Annotated in this window: 19 protein-coding genes; 11 read left to right on the top strand and 8 right to left on the bottom strand. The window is 64.9% G+C overall.

Annotated elements, in window-relative coordinates:
• Positions 1–88 precede the first annotated feature (88 nt).
• The 4 genes from LVJ94_32230 to LVJ94_32215 form a co-directional block, all read right to left on the bottom strand.
• A complete protein-coding gene (locus LVJ94_32230) occupies positions 89–2,209 on the bottom strand; it encodes a molybdopterin-dependent oxidoreductase (protein ID WXB01575.1) in 2,121 nt (706 codons plus the stop codon).
• Positions 2,206–2,685 carry a (2Fe-2S)-binding protein gene (locus LVJ94_32225; GenBank protein WXB10765.1) on the bottom strand — a complete coding sequence of 160 codons (480 nt, stop codon included), beginning with the start codon at positions 2,683–2,685 and terminating at the stop codon, positions 2,206–2,208. The genes LVJ94_32230 and LVJ94_32225 overlap by 4 nt, the downstream gene beginning before the upstream one ends.
• Positions 2,685–3,659, bottom strand: coding sequence for an MBL fold metallo-hydrolase (locus LVJ94_32220; protein WXB01574.1), 975 nt, complete (start codon positions 3,657–3,659; stop codon positions 2,685–2,687). The genes LVJ94_32225 and LVJ94_32220 overlap by 1 nt, the downstream gene beginning before the upstream one ends.
• 119 nt (positions 3,660–3,778) lie before the next feature.
• Positions 3,779–4,990, bottom strand: coding sequence for a lipase family protein (locus LVJ94_32215; protein WXB01573.1), 1,212 nt, complete (start codon positions 4,988–4,990; stop codon positions 3,779–3,781).
• Between the two features lie 93 nt (positions 4,991–5,083).
• On the opposite strand from LVJ94_32215, the gene LVJ94_32210 reads away from it, so the two are divergent.
• Positions 5,084–5,884, top strand: coding sequence for an AraC family transcriptional regulator (locus tag LVJ94_32210; protein WXB01572.1), 801 nt, complete (start codon positions 5,084–5,086; stop codon positions 5,882–5,884).
• 418 nt (positions 5,885–6,302) lie between these two features.
• On the opposite strand, the gene LVJ94_32205 is transcribed toward LVJ94_32210, so the two are convergent.
• Positions 6,303–6,479, bottom strand: coding sequence for a hypothetical protein (locus LVJ94_32205; GenBank protein ID WXB01571.1), 177 nt, complete (start codon positions 6,477–6,479; stop codon positions 6,303–6,305).
• 44 nt (positions 6,480–6,523) lie between these two features.
• Here LVJ94_32205 and LVJ94_32200 point away from each other — a divergent pair, with 44 nt between their 5' ends.
• Positions 6,524–7,684 (top strand): hypothetical protein, encoded by a 1,161-nt coding sequence (locus tag LVJ94_32200; GenBank protein ID WXB01570.1) that lies wholly within the window; start codon positions 6,524–6,526, stop codon positions 7,682–7,684.
• A gap of 30 nt (positions 7,685–7,714) precedes the next feature.
• Here LVJ94_32200 and LVJ94_32195 read toward each other — a convergent pair whose 3' ends face one another.
• Positions 7,715–8,704: a hypothetical protein gene (locus LVJ94_32195; GenBank protein ID WXB01569.1), complete on the bottom strand. Its 990-nt coding sequence runs from the start codon at positions 8,702–8,704 to the stop codon at positions 7,715–7,717.
• A gap of 189 nt (positions 8,705–8,893) precedes the next feature.
• Between LVJ94_32195 and LVJ94_32190 the strand changes: the two genes are divergently transcribed.
• From LVJ94_32190 to LVJ94_32170, 5 genes are read left to right on the top strand one after another with little or no spacing between them, the layout of a single operon-like run.
• Positions 8,894–10,177 carry an MFS transporter gene (locus LVJ94_32190; GenBank protein ID WXB01568.1) on the top strand — a complete coding sequence of 428 codons (1,284 nt, stop codon included), beginning with the start codon at positions 8,894–8,896 and terminating at the stop codon, positions 10,175–10,177.
• Entirely contained in the window at positions 10,174–11,625 is a 1,452-nt protein-coding gene (locus LVJ94_32185; GenBank protein ID WXB01567.1) for a carbohydrate kinase, read from the top strand. Before LVJ94_32190 ends, LVJ94_32185 begins: the two co-directional genes overlap by 4 nt.
• Complete coding sequence (locus LVJ94_32180) at positions 11,622–13,064, top strand: hypothetical protein (protein WXB01566.1); 1,443 nt, start codon at positions 11,622–11,624, stop codon at positions 13,062–13,064. The genes LVJ94_32185 and LVJ94_32180 overlap by 4 nt, the downstream gene beginning before the upstream one ends.
• The gene (locus tag LVJ94_32175) at positions 13,061–13,717 is read left to right on the top strand and encodes a histidine phosphatase family protein (protein ID WXB01565.1); all 657 of its coding nucleotides are present in this window, start codon (positions 13,061–13,063) and stop codon (positions 13,715–13,717) included. The genes LVJ94_32180 and LVJ94_32175 overlap by 4 nt, the downstream gene beginning before the upstream one ends.
• Before the next feature lie 6 nt (positions 13,718–13,723).
• A complete protein-coding gene (locus LVJ94_32170) occupies positions 13,724–14,752 on the top strand; it encodes a hypothetical protein (GenBank protein WXB01564.1) in 1,029 nt (342 codons plus the stop codon).
• On the opposite strand, the gene LVJ94_32165 is transcribed toward LVJ94_32170, so the two are convergent.
• Together LVJ94_32165 and LVJ94_32160 are read right to left on the bottom strand one after the other, a co-directional pair.
• Entirely contained in the window at positions 14,739–15,416 is a 678-nt protein-coding gene (locus LVJ94_32165) for a hypothetical protein (protein ID WXB01563.1), read from the bottom strand. The genes LVJ94_32170 and LVJ94_32165 overlap by 14 nt on opposite strands.
• A 49-nt stretch (positions 15,417–15,465) precedes the next feature.
• Positions 15,466–18,444, bottom strand: a complete 2,979-nt coding sequence (locus LVJ94_32160) for a glycoside hydrolase family 3 C-terminal domain-containing protein (protein ID WXB01562.1) — start codon at positions 18,442–18,444, stop codon at positions 15,466–15,468.
• 227 nt (positions 18,445–18,671) lie between these two features.
• On the opposite strand from LVJ94_32160, the gene LVJ94_32155 reads away from it, so the two are divergent.
• From LVJ94_32155 to LVJ94_32140, 4 genes are read left to right on the top strand one after another with little or no spacing between them, the layout of a single operon-like run.
• Positions 18,672–19,673: a LacI family transcriptional regulator gene (locus tag LVJ94_32155; protein ID WXB01561.1), complete on the top strand. Its 1,002-nt coding sequence runs from the start codon at positions 18,672–18,674 to the stop codon at positions 19,671–19,673.
• Between the two features lie 17 nt (positions 19,674–19,690).
• Positions 19,691–20,914, top strand: a complete 1,224-nt coding sequence (locus LVJ94_32150) for an extracellular solute-binding protein (protein ID WXB01560.1) — start codon at positions 19,691–19,693, stop codon at positions 20,912–20,914.
• On the top strand, positions 20,911–21,795 hold the full coding sequence (locus LVJ94_32145) for a sugar ABC transporter permease (GenBank protein ID WXB01559.1): 885 nt from the start codon (positions 20,911–20,913) through the stop codon (positions 21,793–21,795). The genes LVJ94_32150 and LVJ94_32145 overlap by 4 nt, the downstream gene beginning before the upstream one ends.
• Positions 21,792–22,601, top strand: coding sequence for a carbohydrate ABC transporter permease (locus LVJ94_32140; protein ID WXB01558.1), 810 nt, complete (start codon positions 21,792–21,794; stop codon positions 22,599–22,601). The genes LVJ94_32145 and LVJ94_32140 overlap by 4 nt, the downstream gene beginning before the upstream one ends.
• Positions 22,602–22,620: the final 19 nt, after the last annotated feature.

Here is a 22,620-nt window from a genome sequence, read left to right as displayed (position 1 = left end):
GGGCTTGCACGCGGAAAATGCGCAGAGGGCGAATATCCACATCGATCTCATCCATCGATCCTTTCGAGATCTGCTGCTAGCGGCGTTCTCATCCAAGATGGAGACCGTGACGGGCGAGCGGCAAGGAGCGAATGCGCCGGCCCGTTGCGGCGAAGATGGCATTCGTCACCGCGGGAATGACGGTAACCGGTCCTACTTCTCCGGTGCCGCCGAGAGGCCGTGCTCCGCTGTCGATGAAATGGGTCTCGCACGGGGGCATCTCGGGGAGACGCAAAATCTGGAAGCCGTCGAAGTTGCCTTCCACGGCCTTGCCCCGTGAAAAGGTCATTTCCGATTTGAAGGCGTTGGAGAGTCCCCAGGCGACACCGCCTTCGATGTTGTTCTCGGCAATGTTCGGGTTCAACACCGTGCCGCAATCGACCGCCGAAACGACGCGATGGATCGTCACACGTCCGTCCTGGACGCTCAGCTCGACGACCTGGCAAATCATGGTGTTGAACGCCTCGGCGAATGCGATGCCGCGATGAACGCCCGCGGGCGGCGCCTCACGCCAGCGAGCCTTGTCGGCGGCGAGGTCGAGGACGGCCAGCGCGCGCGGGTTTCCGCCGAGGAGATGGCGGCGATACGCGTACGGGTCCTTTTTCGCGCGATGGGCCGCTTCGTCGAGAAAGCTTTCCATCGCGAAGAGATTGGGGCCATACCCCGTCGTACGGGCGACGGAGGTCGGAACGGGGATGGAGAGCAGATGGAAATCGATGCGCACGTTCGGGATGCGGTAGTGCGTCTCCATCAGGCCTTCCAGGCAGCTCGGGTCGAGCTTGTCGGTCACCGCCGGTGGGAAAACGGACTTGAGGATGGTGGGCGACACCAGCCGGTGGGCGATGCCAATGGGGTATCCGTCTTTGTCGAATCCCGCCGCCATGCGATGGAGGACGGCGGGGCGATAGTGATCGTGCCGCATATCCTCTTCCCGCGACCAAATGGCTTTGACCGGCCGGCCCACGGCCTTGGCCAGGACGACGGCCTGCACCACGTAGTCGACGAGCAGCCGGCGGCCGAATCCACCGCCCAGAAAGGTGCGGTGGACCTGCACTTTCTCCTTGGGCAGCCCGAGAATCGTCGAGGCCACGACTTGAGCGAGCTCCTGCCCCTGCGTCGGGGCCCAGATTTCGCAACCCTCGCTGGTAACATGCGCGGTTGCATTCATGGGCTCCATGGTCGCGTGGGCGAGGAATTGACTCTCGTATTCGGCCGAGTGCGCCGTGGGGAATGTGCCGCCGACGGCCTTGACCGGTACCCAATCGTCGCCGGCCATGGCCTGGTGGTATTGGCCCATGAGGCTTTTGCTATCGACCCGTGCATGGGGCCCTTCGTCCCAAACGACGCGCAGGGCATCCAGCGCCTTGCGCGCTTGCCAATACGTCTTTGCGACCGTGGCGACGCCACCCGGTACTTCGATGACGTCGAGGAGGCCGTCCTCTCCCGCGACCGACGAGCGATCGATGGAGACCAGTTTTCCACCGAACACGGGGCAGTTGAGGATGGCCGCGTGAACCATTCCCGGCAGCATGAAATCGAGCCCGAAGATGGCGCTGCCGTCGACCTTGGCCGGATTGTCCACGCGCGGAAGCGGCTTTCCGAGCAGCTTCCACTCGCGTTCGGGCTTGAGCCGGGGCTCTTTGGGCGGCGCGATCTTGCTCGCAGCCGGCGCGAGCGCGCCGAAGCTTTCCCTGCGCTGCGAGGCCGAGTCGATGACGTATCCGTCCTCGACCTTGCAGCTGGCGGCAGGAATACCCCATTTGCGGGCGGCCGCCTCGACGAGCATGGCCCGTGCGCTGGCGCCCATCTTGCGCATCAAATCGAAGAACGACGAGATGCTTTCGCTGTTTCCGGTGAATTGCCACTGCAGCCGGGGATTGCGGTAGGCGACGGCCGCCGGCGACGTTTCGAACTGCACGCGCTCCCAGCGGGCCCCCAGCTCCTCGACGAGGACGGCCGGGAGCGTCGTCATGATGCCTTGCCCCATCTCCGCTTGCGAGACGACGACGGTGACCGTGTCATCCGCGGCAATCTTGATCCACGCATTGAGATCGATGGCGGGCGCGGGCGCGGCGAGCGCCTCGGCGCCGCTGAACATCGAATCGAGAAAGCAGCCCACGAGAACGATGCCGTTCGCGCCGAGGAAGCTCCGGCGGGACAAGGTGCTCATCGCGGTTTCCCGTCTTCGGTCGCCAGCTCGGCGGCGCGATGCACGGCCTTGCGGATGCGAGGATAGGTTCCGCAACGACAGAGATTTCCCGCGAGCGCATCATGAATCTGCTCGTCCGATGGCCGCGCGATTTTCGACAGCAACACGGAGGTCGCCATGATCTGTCCCGATTGACAATATCCGCATTGCGGGACCTGCTCCTCGAGCCAAGCCCGCTGGACGGGATGGCTTCGATCGGGCGAGAGGCCTTCGATGGTGGTGACATGACGATTGGCCGCCCGGGAAACGGGGGTGACGCAAGCCCGCACCGCGTCTCCGTCGAGGTTGACGGTGCACGCTCCGCATTGGGCGATGCCGCAACCATATTTCGTTCCAGTCAGCTGCAGGTGATCACGAAGAACCCATAGGAGCGGGGTCGAGGGATCGACGTCCACGCGAACGGCCTTGCCGTTGACGGTCATGGCGATGCTCGGCATCATTTCACCTCGGCGGGGCCGAACTGCACGACGAGGCTTTCCAGCATGGCCCAGCAGTTGTCCTTGAGGTAGCTCTCGCTTCCCGCCAAGCGCGGGCTCCACTTCGGGAACATCTCGGCGTAGCAGTCGTCGACGAGGGCGAGCTCGTAATCGTTGTGTCGTTCCCAGGAGGTTTTTATGCTGGGCGCTGATTTTAGATAATCGGGAAACGTGCGCCTGGCCATCGAAGCCCCCACGACCGACCGAAGCTCACCGACGAAGGCCAGCGAATTCTCCACGTCCTGTCGTGTGCCGAGGCGGTCGACGTGCCCTGCCACGAGGGTGTTGAAGTCGTACCCCAAGGCGATGCGATGGGCCTCCACGTACCCCGGAATATCGACGCCAATCCCGAGATTCTTGTACGGCATCCATCCGGGATAGACGACGTCGACGAGCATCAACACCTTCTGCTTGGGCGCATGGATGAAGAGGTTCCCCGCCTCGTGGTTCACGCCGTGGTAGTCGAGGACGAGCATCTGGTCGCCGAGTTCGAGTCGGTACGTCCCGTCGAAGATGATCGTGGGGACGGGACGCCTCGGGTCGCGCCGGCGCTCGAGCATGGCGGCGGTTTCACGCTGGGCCACGAACTTCGCCGTCGTGGGAAACAGGTTGGCCGCACCGATATGGTCGGCGTGCTCGTGGCTGTAAACGACATACACGATCGGTTTGTCGGTGACCTCCCGGATCGCGTTCAAATAATTCTTTCCCAACGTTGGCAACGGGTCGACGGCGATCACGCCCTCCGTCGACACGGCAAACATGGTGTTGTAAGCCCCATCCGTGACCCAATAGAGCCCATCTCCGAGCTCCTTCACGGCGTAGCCTTTGGCCGGCGCCTCCTGACCAGCGTGTATTCGTGGTGGAGTCGCACACGCGACCTGCACGAGCGCCGACGCTGCGATGGCCGCCGGCGCCGAGATATCCCAATGCCTCATGAACGATGACCTCGGCCTAGAAGCTAAGCCGTGGTCATGTATGGGTCGAATGGATAGTTTTCACACCATGCATCGATACGATTCATACATAGATCGCCTGGCGCTCCATCCTTGACGCCCTAGCGGCAGGTGCTCGGTGCGGCGAAGCCGGCGACTGCGGCCTGCAGATAGACGAAGGCACCGGGCACGCCGAGGGCGGCGTAGGCAAAATGGTCCGTCACGTGATTCAGTTGGTCGATGTTGAAGGTGACGGACACACCTTGCTTGCAATACCCATCGACGAGTCCCTCCACGTCCCGGTATGGAATCGCCTGGTCCCAGTAGCCGTGGTAAACGTAGAGCGGGCCCGCGGGCTTTCGGCCGCCCAAGCGGCTGTGGGCGGCGATGGCTTGCACGTCGGGCTCGCTGGCCATATCGGGCACGGTGGAGTAGTCCGATAGATCCTTGAAGGCATAGTTCATAATCAGATCGCCAATGCATTGGCGGCGCACGTCCGCGCGCAGCTTCCTGCCCGCGTCGTTGAGGAAGCGGTGCGCATTGTACTCGGGGTAGGCATCCGCCTGGCCCATGACGCCGCCGGCGGCGATGCCCGACATGTACGTGCCCCCGACGTAGCGGAGAATGCTCACCAGATCGACGGGCACACCACCGGCCGCGATGCCTTTGAAGCGCAGCTCGGGCGCGTACGAAGGGGCCAGCTCCGCGGCCCACATCGTCGCTTGCGCGCCACCCGAGTAGCCCCACATCGTCAGCGGCGCGTCACGGAGACGGGCCTCGGTGTAGCTTCGGGCGGCGCGAATGCCATCGAGCACCGCATGGCCGCTCATGGGGCCGACGGTGAAGTTCATGGCCAAGCCCTCGTGATCCGGTACCACGACGGCCCAGCCGGTTTTGAGCGCCAACACCACATTGGCCATCTCCAACGCGGTACCGAAATTGGCGGAGGTGGATGGCGTGACGACGCCGCCCTGCATCACATAGGAGGGATTGCAATCGATGGACAGCGAATCGATGGCCACGTTGTACGACAGGAGCGGGCGCGTGCCGAGGTAGGGCAAAATGGGAACGACCAATGTCGCGATGGCGACGACTGGACGGTCATGTTCATCGGTGGTGGCATATTTCAACTGCCACGCTTTGACGGCCAGCGGCAGCGCCAGGGTGACCGGCCGCGATGCGAGGATGGTCCCCGACGGTACCGACGGCATGGCGGCGGGGGCGGTGTAGAATGCGTCTTGGCTTGGGGGCGTGGCGGCAGCGGCAACGCCCTCCATCGAGAGAGAGGCGAGCAGCATGGTCATGACCGCAGTACAGTGTTGGAGCGTCTTCACGGTATTTCCCTCCATCGTGCGTGGCCGCGACGGCCACGATTCGATCTAAGGTTTTTCCGCCCCGAAGCGATTGTACGAGACCGCTCTTCTTTCATGAAAGCGTACGACCCGAATCCGCCGCTGCGTTTCATCGTGTACGTGGGCCCACAACGCTTCGTGCTGCTGGCCGAAAGCCTCGTTCTGGATCGCAGCCACGCGCCGTACCGGCGACCGGCGGCCACGTTGCTTCTGGCCTACAAGGCGCCCATGCTCCTCGAAGTGGGGGAGGGGGCCGCCCTTTCCACGCAGGCCGCATTGGTGGCGCCGAAGGTGGCGCGCAAACGGCTGGCGGCGGAGGGGCTGGTGGCCATCGATTTTCCCGTGCATTCGGGCGAGTACGCCGCCGTGCAGCCCGTGCTGGGGGGTGAGGACGTGGTGGCGCTCGACTTCGCGCGCTTCGAGCCGCTGGTTCCCTGCCTGACCCGCGCGTTTGCCGGAAACTTGAGCGGCGCCGAGGTGCACGCGCTCACCCGCGATCTGGTGGTGGCCATCGCCGGCAAGCCCCCCGACGACCGGGCGCTCGATCCGCGGGTCGAAAAGGCCATGCAGCTCATCAACGACTTACCGCGTGAGGAAGCAACCCCGGCCAGCCTCGCACGGAGGCTGCACTTGTCGACGTCGCGCCTGGGGCACCTCTTCAAAGAGCAAACAGGCAGCACGTTGAGCTATTTCATGCGGTGGGTGGCCTTATGGCGCGGGGTGGCGTTGTGGACACAAGGCCGCTCCCTCACCGAGGTGGCCCATGAAGTCGGCTATTACGACTTGGCCCATCTCGATCATGCCTTCACGGACTTCTTCGGTGTCAATCCGTCCACGGCGATCGATCCACGGCACGTGCGATTGATTCGGTTCTAAGCTTCCAGGTTGGTTTTATCGACCGCCGACGGACCGAGATTGCGTGGAAATTTGCGCTTTCCGGTGTTGCGATTTGGCACTATGCATCACGCATGCTTCGCTTCCCGCGTGCACTTTGGGTGGCCGCGTTCTTGGCGGTCGTATTGTCGCTTCCCGCGCTCTTTGCGGACTTCTATTGCGATGACCAAGTCATGGTGTTGCGTCTGGACGGTACCGCGCCCGCACCCGCGCCGGGGCCGTTTCACCTGTACACGTTTGCAACGGGGAATGCGGGGCAGCGGCAGCTGCTCGTCGACGATGGACCGCTGCCTTGGTGGACGCTCGATGAATTGCGGCTTTCGTTCTTTCGGCCGCTCAGCAGTGCGCTGTTTGCGCTCGATCATGCGATGGGGGGGCGGCATCCGCTTCCGTACCACCTTCATTCGATGGCCTGGTACGTGGCCGCGGTCTTTGCCGCCGGGATGCTGCTGCGCCGGCTTTTGCCGGAGCGGGAAGCGGCGTTGGCCGTGATCCTTTTTGCGATGGCCCCGGCGCACTGGATGCTGGCGGCGTGGCCGGCGGCGCGCCACGTGGCGATTTCCGGCGTGTTGGCCATCGCGGCCCTGGCGTTGCACCTTCGCGGGCGAAACGTGGTCCGCCATGGCGTGTGCGGCGCTCGGGCTGGCGGCGGGCGAAACGGCGTTGGGCGTGTTTGCGTACGTGGCGGCGTACGTGTTCATCGGCCGGCGCGCCTCCACCGGCGAGCGGCTTCGTGCGTTCGCCCCGTGGGGCGCGCTCTTCGTGGGTTATGCGGCGCTGTACAAGGGATTGGGCTTCGGCGCGTATGCGTCGGGTGCGTATGTCGATCCGATCGGCCACCCCGGGCAATACCTGGCGCACCTGCCGGCCAGGGTGGCCGTCTTCGCGGAGGCCGCGTTGGTGGGCGCCCCCTCGGAGATCACGGGCCTGGCGCCGCAGGCCATCCCCGTGTTGGCGGCCCTCGGCGTGGTGGCGGCGACGGCCCTCGGGCTGTTGCTTCGTCGTGCGGTGCGCGGGTTGGATCCCGAGGTGCGCCGCACGCTTGCATGGCTCCTTGCCGGCGCCGTTCTCGCGGTGCTGCCTGGGGCAGCGGGAATTCCTGGCGATCGCATTCTGTTTTTGCCAAACCTGGGAATCGTCTCTGCGCTCGCCATCGCGTTGCTTCATGCGGGAGCCGGGGTACCGGCGCGTGCGGGCGTGGCCGTGTTCGGGTTCTTGCACCTCATCGTCGCGCCGGCGCTCTTCGCCTTTGGCGCGCAGCAACTTACCAGTTCCTCCCACGCCGCGCGGGCTTTGGCCGCGCGCGCCGAGATCCCCGCACGGGAGGGGGTGAACATCGTGGGCATTGGCCTATCCGACCCTCTGGTGGGCATGTACCTCGCGTCGGACCTTGCCCTTGCGCGCCCAGAGCGGCTGCCGCGGGCCGTTCACCTGTTGAGCATGTCGCCGCACGAGCATCGGCTAAAGCGCGTCGACGCGCGGACGCTCGAAATTGCCCTCGTGCGCGGCACCTTGCTCGACAACGCCCTCGAGTTCGTGGTGCGCGCGCCGGACCATCCGCTGCACGCGGGCGATCTCGTGCCCCTCGGCCCATGGTCCGTGCGCGTCCTCGAGGCCACCGACGGTCGCCCCACGCGCTTTGCCGTGACCTTCGATCGGCCCCTCGACGACCCGTCCCTCGCCTTCATCGTATGGCGCGAAGGCGCACTGCGCGCATTGGCACTGCCGGCCGTGGGGCAGGATATCACGCTAAAGCACGAGCCCGGACCGATGGGGCTGTAATATCGCACGCAACACTCGGGGGCTGAATTCTCACGCACCCTTGGACGAGGCGCCCTTTCGTTTGGCCGGCTTTGCGCGATTGGCAAATGCCACCAGCGCGGTGGCCGTTGGCTCGTCGGTGATCAATCCCTTCAAATGCCCGGTTGCCAGAATCGATGCGATGGCGGCGATTTTCTGGGCGCCGCTCGCCATGGCTACGAGACCGCGGCTCAGCGTTTTCGGAGGCACGGCAATGACGCGCTTGGCGATGGGGCCGTCGATGGGGTGGCCTTCGGCATCGTAATAGTGGCCCAATATTTCGCCGACGGCGCCGGCCGCGCGCAGGGCGCGGGCGTCGTCTTCTTCGATGGCGTGTGCGGAGAGGAGTGAGGCCGTGCCGGTGACCTCGCCAATGCCCACGAGCGATAGGCTGCTCTCTGCGCCCAAACGCAATGTCTCGGCGATGCTGCGTTGCGCTGCGATGGTATGTGCCGCAGAGGACGTATCGGCAAAGAGCGGCACGGGCATGACCCAGGCTTCCGCGCCCGTCTTCCCCGCGAGGCGATAGATGACGTCGAACGTCGAAGCACGGCGTTGATGCGGTACACCGCCCAGCAGCGACACGATGGAGAGGCGGCTCCCCGGCGCGAGTTGTGGAAGCTGATCGATGGCACTCGCGATGGAGCGACCGTGCCCCAAGCCGATGATGGCATGCACCCCGCTCTCGATGGCTGTGGAGAGCATCTCCGCCGCCTCGGCACCGATCGCGCGGAACGGATCCCCGGGATCGGCGAGCTCCGGTACGACGCGGCAATCGGGCACGCCAGAGAGGCGCTTGATCTCCTCCTCCAGGGCCACACATTCCGTGATCGAGCCCTGCACGGTGATCTTCACGATCCCCGCCGTGGCGGCCCGTGCAATGAGACGGTGCACCCGCACGGAGCTTACCCCCAGCTTCTCCGCGACCTCTCCCTGCGTCAGGCCACCCTTGTAGTAGAGCCACGCCGCACGCGCTTCCAAGGCGAAATCGTCTTTGCTCAAAGCGGATCCCTCTCCGCGGGTAAGGTACTGTAAATATTTTCCTTCGATGAAAGAAATTATTTACGGCCTCTGAATGAAATTTCTTTCACTCGACAAAAAAAATTGCAAACTGCAGTCACGCCGTCGCCTTTTCGGGCGAACACTTCGGGCACCCAGGCCTGCGGGCCGTACTTGAAGGGACGCAGAAGCATGACGCAGTTCCAGACCGACAATGGTCCGATTTCGATTCGGGATGCGCAGGATTCGCCGTCCTGGCTCGATCGCATTGGCATCCCGCGGGTGCTCTTCGTCGGGTACATCGGGCTCCTCCTCTTCATGATCGGCGACGGTGTCGAGTCGGGGTACCTCTCCGCCTACCTCGTCGGCCGCGGGCGAAGCATGGAGTCCGTGGCCTACCTCTTCACCGTCTATGGCCTCACCGCCTCGGTGGCCGCATGGTTTTCCGGCGCGCTTTCCGATCTGATTGGGCCGCGCCGCGTCATCGCGTACGGGCTGGCCATTTGGGTCCTCGCGCAAATTGGATTTCTCGGGCTCGGCGTTCACCCCGACAACTACTCGTTCATGATGCTGTTCTACGGCATTCGCGGATTCGGTTATCCGCTCTTTGCCTATGGGTTTCTCGTTTGGGTCACCCGCGTGGCCCCGCGCGAGCGATTGAGCAGCGCCGCAGGCTGGTTCTGGTTCGCCTTTACCGGCGGCCTGCCGACCCTGGGCGCCATGGTCGCGAGCTTCGCCATCCCTGCGATGGGCCAATTGCCCACGCTCTGGCTCGCCCTAGCGATCGTCATCCTGGGCGGCATCATCGCCCTCGTGGGGTTGGCCCGCACGCCCGAGGGAGGTCCCGGCCCGCACGTGCACGAAGAAAGCCCCGTCACGACGTTGCTCACCAGCCTGACGCTCGCCCATTCGCACCCCAAAGTCGTCAATGCTGCCATCGTGCGGGCGATCAATACGGCATCGCAATGGGGCTTTCTCGTCTTCATGCCGGTCTTCTTCACCGAGACGCTTCACTTCGAATTGTCGGTCTGGCTGCGCATCGTCACGGTGATGTTCACCAGCAACATCTTTTGCAACCTCGCCTTCGGCCTCATCGGCGACCGATTCGGCTGGCGCAACACCGTGGCGTGGTTCGGCGGCGTGGGCACCGCCATCACCACCTTGCTGATGTACTACGCGCCGGTTCATGCCGGGCCCGCGCAAACTGGGCCGGTGATGCTCGTGGCCGGGCTCTACGGCGCCACCCTCGCGGGGTACGTTCCGCTCACGGCGCTCACGCCGTGGCTTGCGCCCGATCGACGCGGGGCTGCGATGTCCCTGCTCAACTTGGGAGCCGGCGTCAGCGTTTGGCTCGGCCCCGCCGTGGTGGCGCTGTTCATGGGGCCCTTTGGGGCCAAAGTGGTTATATGGGTTTTCGCGGCGTTGCATCTCCTCAGTGCCGCATTGACGATGACGTTGCGCACGGCCGAACCATGACGATACTCGGCATCGACATAGGCACCAGCGTCATCAAGGCCGTCGTGTTCGACGACGGCGGCACGGAACGGGCGATGTCGCGGGAATCCAGCGCGGTCCTGCGTCCGCGCCCGGGTCACTCGGAGCAGGACATGCGCGCACTCTGGAACGCCATCGCCCGGGCCGTCCGCAAGGCCTGTTCGGGAATGGCCGACTCCATCGAGGCCATCACCCTTACCGGGCAGGGCGATGGCGTGTGGCTCGTCGATGCGCAGGCCGCGCCCGTGGGCCATGCCATCCTCTGGAACGATGCGCGCGCCGCAAGCATCGTCGAGCGCTGGACGGCGGAGGGCCGCATCGCACGAGGGTTCGATCTCAACGGCAGCCGCACCTTCGCCGGGGCGCCGAATGCCATCCTTGCGTGGCTCGGCGCCCACGAGCCGGAGCGCCTCGAGCGGGCCCACGCCGCACTTTCCTGCACGGGATTCGCCTTTCTGCGCATGACCGGCCGCTTCGGCATGGACCGCTCCGACGCCTCGCTGCCCTTTCTCGACATTCGAACCGGTGCCGTGGCCGAGGACATGTTCGCGCTGTTCGGAATCGAATCGGCGCGCCGCCTGCGGCCGCCCATTTTGGCCGACACAGACCGTGTGGGAACGCTGCGCCAAGAGGCTGCGGAGCACCTCGAGCTTCGAGCCGGCATCCCCGTGGTGCTCGCGCCCTACGACATCGCCTGCATGGCGCTCGGCACCGGTGCTGTGGCGCACGGGCAGGCTTCGGCGATCCTCGGCACCACGGTGTGCTCGCAGATCATGCTCGATGGACCGGACGTGGCGCGGCAGGGCATCGGCATCAACATCGACGTCTTCGGCAAGACGCTGCGCGCGTTTCCGTCGCTCGTGGGATGCGAGGTCATGGACTGGATGAGCGGCATCATGGGCCTTGGTTCGGCCGCGGAGCTCGATAAGCTCGCGCTCGAAGCTCCGCCCGGTGCGAACGGGCTCGTGCTTCTTCCCTATATGTCGCCCGCGGGGGAGCGCGCACCGTTCTTCGACCCGCGGGCCCGCGGCGCCCTGTTCGGGCTGGGCTTTCGCCACGACCGCCGTGACCTGGCGCGCGCGACGCTCGAAGCGCTCGCGTTCGTCGTGCGCGATTGCTTCGAGGCGGCGCCATCCATGCCCACCGAGATACGGGTGTGCGGCGGCGGCGCACGCAGCGACGTTTGGTGCCAGATTGTCGCCGACGTGACCGGCGTCGGCGTGCTGCGTTCCCAGGCTCGCGAAATCGGCGCGCGCGGAGCCCTCGTCGCCGCGAACGTCGTTTTGCGCGGAAGGGCCCTTCGAGAAGAAGCTGCGCGATTGGGAACGATCGAAATGCGATTTTCACCCGACACGAGAAATACGACCTTGTACACGGACATCCTGCGGCACTTTCGTGAACTCCGCCGCGCGGCAGGTATCGAAGCATGAGCACCCTGGGGATCGATCTCGGCACGCAGAGCGTGCGGGCCATCATTTTGACCGACGAGGGCGTCCTCGCGGGCGAGGGCACGGCGCCGCTCGAAAGCGTGCGACGCAACGGGGAGCACGAGCAGGACCCCACGTCATGGTGGACCGCCGTGGTGGCCGCCGTCCACACCGCGAGGCAGGGCCTCGACGCTTCGCAGATCGAAGCGGTGGCCGTCGACGGCACATCGGGCACCATCCTCCTCGCGAACTCGGAGGGTGCGCCGATCACACCCGCGCTGATGTACGACGACGTTCGCGCGACCGCCGAGGCGGAAGTCGTCAATCGTGTGGGCGCCGAGGCCTGGCTCGCGAATGGCTATGCCCGGATGCAGCCGGCGTGGGCCCTGCCCAAATGGCTTTGGCTGCGCCGTCATTGGCTTGCGGAGGAATTCTCGAAGGCGCGATTGCTCCATCAGACCGACTTCATCAACGAGAGCCTCGTGGGAGGACGCGTGGCCACCGATTGCAGCACGGCGTTGAAGACCGGTTGCGATTTGCAGCAGGTTCGATGGCCGCTCCCGCTGCTCGATGCCTTGGAGCTACCGAGTCGCATGCTCCCACCGCTGGTGGAACCGGGAAAGCCTTTGGGGCGATTGGGCGCGCGCGTGGCCACGCTTCTTGGGCTGCGCGCCGGTGTGCGCGTGGTGGCCGGGATGACGGACAGCTGCGCGGCGCAGATGGGCGCCGGCGCGCTCACCCCGGGAAGTTGGAATTGTGTTCTCGGAACGACCCTCGCGCTCAAGGGCGTATCGGAGACGCTCCTGCGCGATCCGGACGGCGCCATGTACTCGCACCGCGGGCCCGGCGGATTGTGGTTGCCCGGCGGCGCCTCGAGCAGTGGGGCAGGGATCCTCTCGGCGCGGCTTCGCCATGCCGATTTGGCCGCCCTGGGCGTCGCGGCGGCGGCGCGTCCGGATCCGTCATTTTTCACGTATCCGCTGGCCGGAAGGGGCGAGCGCTTTCCGTTCGTCGCGCCCGACGCGGAATCGTTCTCGACGGGCGAACCGGCCGACGATGTGGAGGCCTATGCGGCGATGGCGCTGGGCCTCGCCTTCGTGGAGCGACTTTGCTTCGACCATCTCGATGGGCTCGGCGCCCGCATCGATGGGCGTATCAGCTTTACCGGCGGGGGCGCCCGCAGCGACCATTGGACGCAACTGCGCGCCGACGTGCTTGGCCGCCAAGTCCATCGGCCCCGTCACGCGGAGCCCGCGGTGGGCATGGCGCTGCTGGCGGCAGGGTCCACGTCCCGCACGGTGCGCGACGACGTCGTCACCGAGCCCGCGCCCGAGCGGCACCGCGCGTTGCTGCGCACCTATCGGACCTTTCTCGACGCCATCGAGCAACGCGGCTGGGCCAGCGCCGTACTGATCGCGCACGCACGCCGGAGGGCGGCATGAGTCGCCTCTATTTGGTGCGCCACGGGCAGACGATCTGGCACGCCGAAAACCGGTATGCCGGGAGCAGCGACATTCCGCTCGATGAAACGGGCCGCGCCCAGGCGGAGCGGCTGGCGGCCTGGGCGCGCACGGCCGGCCTTTCGGCCCTTCGTTGCTCGCCATTGAGCCGGGCCGTGGCCACGATGCAGCCCGTTGCTCGGGCAACAGGGCTGCCGGTCCTCACCGATTCGCGGCTCGTCGAATGCCAATTCGGCATCGCCGAGGGCCGCACCTTCGCCGAAATGGAAATCGAGCAACCGGAGGCCGCCGAAGCCTTCCGGCGCGACCCTTCCGCGCATCCGTGGCCGGATGGCGAGGAGCCGCAGGCGGTCGCGCACCGCATGGCCGCCGCACTGCGCGACATGGCTGCGGCGACGGAAGGGCCCACCTTGGTCGTGTCGCACAACACCGCGCTTCGCCTGGCGTTGTGCGAGCTGCTCGGATTGCCCCTACGCCACTACCGCCGGACATTCCCGGTGCTGCGCAACGCCGCCGTCAGCGAAGTCGACATTCGTGGCAATCCCCCCCCGGAGGGGGGGGAATCGGGAAAAATGAGCGAATGTGGCGGGGGGGAGCCTTACACCGCGCTGCTGAGTCTCAATCAAGCCATCTGAGGTACCATGACGACGATCCTCGCCGCAGGCGACCATTTCATCCTTCCGGAGATCTTCGAACAGGGCATTCGCGCGGCGGTGCCGAATACCGGTTCCGATGTTCTGCGTTTTCATCACTATCGGACGCCGTGGCCGGCGGTTCCGTTCGGGCCCGTCGCCGAGGTGTCCGAGGGATCGGGAAGCGAGGAAGCGCTGATTGCCGCGCTCGAAGGGGCGGACATCATGGTGGCCAATCATGCGCCGCTCACGGAGCGCGTCATCCGCGCCTCGTCGCTCAAATTCGCCGTCATTGCCCGCGGCGGCGTCACCAACGCGAACCTTGCGGCCGCCCGCAAGGCCGGTGTCGTCGTCAGCCATGCGCCCGGCCGCAACGCCGCCGCCACCGCGGAGCACGCCGTCGCGTTGATGATGGCGGTGATGCGCCGAATCCCCGAGGCCAATGCCGAATTGCACGGCGGCACCTGGCGGGGCGACCTCTACGAATTCGGAAAATGCGGGCGCGAGCTTGGTGCCGCCCACGTCGGCCTCATAGGCTATGGGCAGATTGGAAGCCGCGTCGCCGCCATCGTCGCGGGCTTCGGCGCTCGGGTCAGCGTGTTCGATCCTTACGTCGACCCGCGGACCCTTCCCGCGCACGTGGCGCCCGTCGGATTGGACGAACTGCTCTCGACCGCGAACGTCATCTCGCTGCATGCGCGCGCCAGCGCCGAAACGCACCACATCATCGATGCGCGCGCCATCGCGCGCATGCCGCGAGGGGCCATCGTCATCAACTGCGCGCGCGGCAGCCTCTTGAACCAGGCCGCGCTCTGCGACGCCTTGGAAAGCGGTCACCTCTTCGGCGCTGGGCTGGACGTGTTCGACCCGGAGCCGATCCCGCCGGGCGATCGACTGCTCTCGGCGCCCAACCTGGTGGTGACCCCGCACATCGCCGGTGCCAGTCGCGAGACGGCGCACACGGCGGCACGCATTGCCGGCGAGGAGGTCGCGCGATTCCTCGCCGGCGCGCCACTGCATCACGTCATGACGACGTGACGGAGTAGCTGTTCGAGCGAAAGTCCATGCCGCCGCTGGACGAGGTGATTTCGAAGCCAAATTGGACCTCGCCGACGGTGACGTCGCCGAACCAGCCCCGGCCTCGAATCCAATTCAGCACGGCGTCGATGTCCACCGTTCCCGAGTGGGTGTCGCCCTGCCGCAGGAACGAAAAAACCTCGTTGGAACCGTTCGATCCTCGGTAGACGTCCCATGTGTGACCGCCAACGCTCACCGTGGCTTGCTTGGAGCCAATGGGGCCGACGGCGCCGGTCCAATTCATCCAGAGCATGATCTCGTACGCGTTGTTGTTGGCCCAAATGTCATACGTGGACGCGTACGCCCCGCCGCCGGGCACCGTCACGTTGAAACTGCTATTCAACGAGGCGATCGCGCTGAGTCGTTTGTTAATGTTCTTGGCCGAATGCGGGTAGGCCTTCACGCCGCCGGTGTTGGGATGGTCCGCCCAAACGCCCCAATTGCTATACGAATTGGCCCAAATGGTCTGTGGCCCTGCACCGCTGCCCCAAACATCGTTGCGCACGGTGTAGCCGCCGTCGGACCAGGACCCCCATTTGTCCGACGAGGACCAATTGGCGGCGTGTGCCATGGTGACAATGGGTACTACCGCCGCCAGAATCGTACATTGAATGAACTTCATCATGGTTCCCTCCGTTGCCGATGGTTCAACTCGATGGGATGGCGCTGCAGGATCAATTCAATTGAAACGAATGCAGAAGGACCGGGCCGTCGAAGACCAGGTACACATCATGGGTGCCGCTGATTCCGTCGGCGAACGCGGCAGACACGTCCGTGTAGCGGTATTTGTCGCCCGTGCTGGGGACCGTGACGGTCGTCACGGTCCGGCCGTTTACCGGATCGTCGAGCCGCACCGTGATGTGCGCATCCCCGGCTGCGGGTTTGGCCACGGAGGCGGTAAATCCGTGCGCGAGCGGCGACAATCCGCTGCGTTGGTACGCGAGCCAACTTCCCGCGGAGGCGGAAACCGAGGTGCCGCTCGCCTTGCTCCAATCGACCAAGGTGACGGCCCGGTAGTCGTCGAAATGTTCGGCCAGGGTCGGTATGGCCAAATTGCGGGGTGGGATGGACTCGCCTTGGACGGCGATCGAGACCGTGGACTTGATGTCCGTCGCCGACGCACCCACGAGCAGATCGTAGTCCCCCGTCTCGACGACGGCCTTGCTCCGGCTCACGTCCCAGAAGGCAAGGTCGCGCACGGAAAGCGAGAACGTCACCGTCTTCGTCTCGCCGGGGGCGAGCTGCACGCGCTGGAAGGCGCGCAAACGCTGCAGCGGCTGCGCCACACCGGATGCGCGCGGACGTGAGTACAACTGAACGATGTCGACCCCGGGTCGTGCGCCCGTGTTGGTCACATCGATGGTCACGTGCACCTCGCCGTTCGCGGGGGCCGACGGGCGATCGACCCGCGCCCGGCCATAGCCGAAGCTCGTGTAACTACGCCCGTAGCCAAAGGCGTAGAGCGGTGCGCCCTTGTAATACTGGTACGTCATCCCCGTTTTCGAAATGTCGTAATCGAAAATGCTCGGTAGCTCCGCATCGGACGCGTACCACGTTTGCGTGAGGCGCCCGCTCGGATCCGTGTCGCCGAACAGCACGTCGGCGAGGGCGTGCCCGGTTTCCTGCCCCGCGTGCGTGGTCCAGAGAATGGCGGGGGCGCGCTGCGCATTCCACCCTGTCGTCGGGTAGCTGTTTTCCACCACCACGATGGTGTGCGGGTTGGCCGCATGCACCGCCTCGATCAACGCAGCCTGCGCCGGCGCCAGGGCCGTGCTCGTGCGATCGTTGTCCTCGCGCCCATTGATGAAGGGCATGCTGCCCACCACCACCACGGCCGTGTCGGCACCCGTGGCCGCGGCCACGGCCTCCTCCACGCCATGGCGAACGACTTCGCGCGCGAACTTGGTGGCGCCCTCCGGCGTCGGTGACGCGATGCTCAGCGTCCCATCGGCGCCGACCACGGCGTATTTGTTCGGCCCGAACCACGACTGCCGCGCATCGTTGCCGGCGTACTCGAGGATGTAATTGCCATCGGGTTGCGCCTGCAACTTGAATTGCTGTTGAACGAACCAGCCGCTCGGCTGCCGCGCATCGTTGATCAGCGTCTTGCCGTCGCCCAGCGACAGGTACTGACCATTGGCCACCGTGCGCAGGGTGCAGATGCCCGCACCCCAATCGAAGACGTCGAGCTCCTCGTTCGCACCCGCCACGGTGCCGCCCTCGCGCAGCTTGGCGCCCGCCGCATCCGTCGACGCCGTGAGGTACTTGCCGGTGACCGCGTTCTTCAGCGCAATCCGATCGACGCCCTCGCTGGAGACCACCGCGCCGTTCGCGCCCGCGGCGCCGAGCCGCTCGGTGATGCCCTGGAGTGGCGTGATTCCGTACGGCATCGTGCCGCCGTACCAATCTTGGTACAGAACGTTGGCCAGCGGTCCAACCACGGCGATCTTCCGGTTTTGCGCGGCGTTCAGGGGCAACGCGTTTCCTTCGTTGCGCAGCAGCACCACCTGTTCGTCGGCGGCCTTGCGCGCCAGCGCCCGATGCTCGGGCGAATCGATGACCGCCGGTGTGATGTTCCCGTACGGGCCACCCGAATCGAACTCACCCAGACGAAAGCGCAGCGAAAGCAAATGGCGCACAGCTTTGTCGACATCCGCCTCGCTCAGCAGCTTTTGCTCGAGCGCGGACTTGATCGCGCCCGTGACGATGGAACCGTCCGTGTCGTTGTCCGTGAAGCTATCGAGTCCGGCCTTGATGGCCGCCGCATACGCCTCTGGCCGCGTCGCGTAATACGCCTCGGAGGCCACCAGATTCGTCGGGGCACCGGCGTCACTGACGATGGCAATTTCCTCTTTCGACCACGTTCGAACGAGCTTTTCCAGTTCGGGGCTGACCGTGTTCGGCCTGCCGTTGATCAGGTTGTACGCGGGCATGACCGCGTTCGCGGCGCCCGCCCGAAGGGGAATTTCGAAGGCCTGCTGATCGTACTCATGCAGGATCTTCGGCCGCACCGAGGCATTGCTCGTCGTGCGGTCGACCTCGTTGTTGTAGGCAAGGTAGTGCTTCAACGTGGGGGCAGCTTGCAAATACGTGGGATCGTCACCCTGAATGCCGCGCCCGTACGCAATGGCCATCTGCCCGGTGAGGTAAGGATCCTCCGAATACCCCTCCTCGTTGCGGCCCCAACGCGGATCGCGCAGCAGGTTGACGACGGGTGCCCACAGGTTCAGGCCCCAAATGGACGGGTTCATCGCGTGGAACCCTCGCGCTTCGCGGCCAACGACCCGGCCGACTTGCTTCATCAAATCGAGGTCCCACGTGCTCGCGAGGCCGATGGCCTGGGGAAACACTGTGCCCTTTGCATAGACCACGGCACCCTTATTGGCATAATCGTTCGACCACGCGACGCCGTGCAGCGCCTCGGTGCCCGTCTTGAAGAGGGCGATGCCCAACCGTGGAATGGCCGGTTGGTATTGGTGCAGCAGCGAAATCTTCTCGTCCAACGTCAACCGTTCCATCAGGTCTTGAACCCGCGCATCCATGGGGACGCGCGGATCGCGGAACGGTTCGTCGGAACAGCCTTGTGCGATCGGCAGGAAGACTGCCGCGAGCAGGATCACACCGGAACACCGCGTGCCCAACTTTCGAAACATCGATTTCCTCCTGTCGAATCGTTTCGATTAATGAATTTGGGCATAGTGATGCGGGACTCGTTGGAGACGGTCAAGTAGAAGTTGGTTAACGACGCTGTGCGCCATAAAATAAGGTCGTACACGCTCTCTGAATGTTCTCTTCTTGTCTTCTCGCGAAGCGTCCCGTATCGTCATTTCAGTCGATGCGATTCGATAATCGAGATACACCGCCAGTAACGATCGTGGACGTGGCCAGGGCAGCCGGCGTTGCCCCCAGCACCGTCTCGTACGTGCTCAGTGGCAAGCGATCCATCTCGGAGGAGACGCGCCGGCAGGTCGAGCAGAGCGTTCGCAAGCTCGGCTACCATCCGCACGCGGGCGCCCGCGCCCTGGCCAGCAGCCGCACCAAGGTGCTCGCCTTGGTCGTGCCGCTCCGGGCAGACCTCAACATGGCCGTGATGATGCAGTTCGTGTCGTCCGTGGTAACCGCCGCGCGTGAACACGATCACGACCTGCTCTTACTCACGAAGGACGAGGGCCCTCAGGGGCTTCGACGGGTAACGTCGTCGGCCATCGCCGATGCGCTCATCGTCATGGACGTGGAGGCGGCCGATCCGAGGGTGCCCGTGTTGCGTTCCCTGGATCGCCCGGTGGTGCTCATCGGTGCGCCCGACCAAATCACGCCCATGGGGCTCACCTGCGTCGATTTGGACTTCACGGCGGCAGGCGCCTCCTGCGTCGGCCACCTGGCCGATCTCGGTCATCGATCCATCGCGTTGATCGGCCCATCGCCCGCGGTCTACAAGCGCGGCACCAGCTTCGCGGGGCGTTTCCTTCGCGGCTTCACCGACGCCGCGAAGGTCCGCGGCGTGCGGGCCACGTCACATCCGTGCGCGCCGGGGTACGAGGCCACGCGCGCCTGTTTGGACGAGCTTTTGGCCGAGGAGCCCAAGGTCACCGGGTTGATCGTGCACAACGAGGCCGTGCTTCCCGCCGTGCTCACGGAGCTGCAACGGCGCGGGCGCCGCATGCCGGAGGACCTATCGCTCATTGCGGTGTGCCCGGATGCCATGGCCGACAATCAACCCGTGTCCCTGACGACGGTGGCCATTCCCGCGACGGAGCTCGGTGAAATGGCCGTCGAGATGATCATCCGGCAGCTCGAACAGAAGGCCCCTTCCGCCCCGGAAACGCGCCTTCTGTCGCCGCGGCTGACCCAGCGCGCCAGCACGGCACCACGCAAGTCCTGAGAGAGGAGGCAATGGCCATGGTCGAATCGTATTGCGCCCGCGTGTCCCTCGTGGCCGCCACCCTTGCGTCGCTCGCATCCGGTGCGGGTTGTTCGCGCAGCAGCCCCGATGGAGGCTCGACCGCGATCGTCGAGCTCGATTATTACACCGACGCGCAGGGTAGCGCGGCCTGGCAGAAAATCCTGGATACCTGCGCGCAGCAAACCGGCGTGCGCATCCAGCGGCAAACGGTGCCGCCGCCCCAAATGCTGCCCAAAATTCTGCAAGGGGCGAGCTCGAAGAGCTTGCCGAATCTGCTTTTTACGGACAATCCAACGCTTCAGCAAATCGCCAGTACGGGCGCACTCGCTCCGCTCACCGATTACGGAATTTCCACCGACGGTTATTACCCGAGCATCGTCAGCGCGGGTACGTACCAGAACGTGGTCTACGGGCTTGCGCCCGGCGTCAACGGGCTCGCCTTGATTTACAACAAGGACATGCTTTCCGCTGCCGGCATTTCCGTTCCCTCGACGTGGGACGAGTTGAAGTCGGCGGCCATGAAATTGAGCAAGGACGGGAAATACGGCTTGGCCTTTTCGGCCATTCCCTCGGAGGAGGGAACATGGCAATTCCTACCGTTCTTTTGGAGCAACGGGGCCGATCTCGCCAAGGTGGACTCGCCCCAGGCCGTCGAGGCTTTGAAATACGTCACCGAGCTGGTGAACGGCGGCGGCGCATCGAAATCCGTGTTGAATTGGAGCCAAAATGACGTGGCCGATCAATTCGTAGCCGGAAACGCAGCCATGATGATCAACGGCTCGTGGAACCTGGCGCGGCTCGATGGTGAGAAATCGCTGCACTATGGTGTTGCGCCCATCCCATCGCCGCGGGCGGGGAGCAAGTCGGTCGTGGCTCTGGGCGGCGAGGTGGGCGCCATCCCGCTGAGCAACAAGGAAACGCAGCAGGCCGCCGCCAAAGTGCTGTCCTGCATCTTGTCCGAGCCCATCATGCTCGAGTGGAGCAAAGCGCACGCCTACGTTCCGGCCAAGGCCAACGTCGCCGCCAAGCTCGGGGAAGAGGTCCCCACCATGAAGGCCTTCATCGAGGAGGCGGCCAGTGCGAAATCGCGTTCCGCCGAGCTGGGAGCCAAGTACCCGAAGCTCGCCAAGGAAGTGGCGACGGCCGTGCAATCGGCCCTCACGGGGCAGCAGTCGGCCGAGCAGGCGCTCCAGCGTGCGCAGCAGGCCGGCGGCTCATGACGTCGCAGCGCGCGGCGGGATTGGCCTTCCTGTTTCCGGCGCTGCTCTACATCGTCGTCTTCTTCGGGTACCCTCTGTTCAACAACCTGGTCACGAGTGCCCAGGATTACACCGTGAAATCGTTTTACACGGGCGAGGCGCCCTTCGTCGGGGCGGCGAATTATGCTGCGGTCGTCCACAATCCGATGTTCGTCAAAGCCGTGGTGAATACCGTTTTGTTCACCGTGGGCTCCATCGCCTTTCAGTTCACCATCGGCCTGGCACTGGCCCTATTTTTCAATGACCGCTTCCCCGGGAGTGACACGTTGCGCTCGCTCTTGCTCCTGCCATGGCTTTTGCCGCTGGTGGTGAGCGGCGCCGTGTGGCGGTGGATGCTCGATCAAGATCACGGCATCGTGAACGCTGCCCTCCGTGCGCTGCATCTTGCGGGGGCTCCCGTACCCTGGCTGACCAGCACCACCTGGGCCATGCCCGCGGTCATCCTTACCAACATTTGGGTCGGTGTTCCGTTCAACCTCGTCATTTTGCACGGTGGTTTGCGCGCCATTCCGGAATCGCTGTACGAGGCCGCCGCGCTGGACGGCGCCAACGCGTGGCAGCGATTTTGGCACGTCACATGGCCGCTTTTGCGGCCGGTCACGGGCATCGTGCTGATGCTCGGCCTGGTGTACACCATCAAGGTATTCGACGTGATCATGGTGGTCACCGGCGGTGGCCCGGCCAATGCGACGCAGACGCTGACCACGTGGTCCTATGGTCTCTCGTTTCGCGACTTCGCCTTTGGCCAGGGGGCCGCGGTCGGCAATATCTTGATCCTCGCGGCCACGGGCTTCGGCGTGCTCTATGCGCGGCTTTCGCGGCAGGCCATGGATGCGGCATGAGAGCCTATGGACGCACTGCGCTCGGCATCCTCATCGTCGTCGTGCTGCTCTTTCCACTGTATTGGATGTTCAATGCCTCGTTGCAGCCCAGCGGCGCGCTGCTCAAACCGTCTCCCGATCTTTTCCCGGTGGCGGGCACGTTCGACGGCTACCGCACGGCGCTCGCCACCCAGCAGGGTCACCTTCTTGCGAGCGTGATCGTCTCCTTGGGCACGGTGGCGGTTTCGCTCGCCGTGGCCATGCCCGCGAGTTACGCGTTGGCGCAGCTCGAGGTGCGCGGGGGGCCGGTCGTTCTCTTCGCGATGCTCATCGTCCAGATGATTCCGGGCATCGTGATGGCCAACTCCCTCTACACGGTGTTCGGCCACCTCGGGCTCATCGACAGCTACCTCGCCCTCATTTTGGCCGATTCGACCGCCACGATCCCATTTGCCATTCTCCTTCTTCACTCTTTCATGATGGCCATTCCCAAGGAGCTGTCCGAAGCGGCCCTCGTCGATGGCGCCAGCCACTGGCGCACGTTCATCTCCATCATCGTGCCGGTCAGCCGCAACGCGATGGTGACGGCGGGGCTGTTCTCGTTCTTGTTTGCCTGGGCAGATTTCCTTTTTGCCATCACGCTCACCACCGGCCAGACGTTCGAACCCATCACCGTCGGCATCTACCGCTTTCTCGGCAATCAATCCGCCGACTGGAACGGCATCATGGCCACGGCCGTCATGGCCTCGATTCCCGCGGCGATCTTGCTGGTGATCGCCCAACGCTACGTCGTCGCTGGGATGACCAGCGGCGCCATCAAAGATTGACCCGACCTCTCCGGAGTTA

The organism is Sorangiineae bacterium MSr11367 (assembly GCA_037157805.1).
In the GTDB taxonomy this organism is placed as follows: Bacteria; Myxococcota_A; Polyangia; order Polyangiales; family Polyangiaceae; genus Pendulispora; species Pendulispora rubella.
The sequence above is the reverse complement of the archived record's forward strand: the minus strand, read 5'-3'. Positions and strand labels throughout refer to the sequence as shown.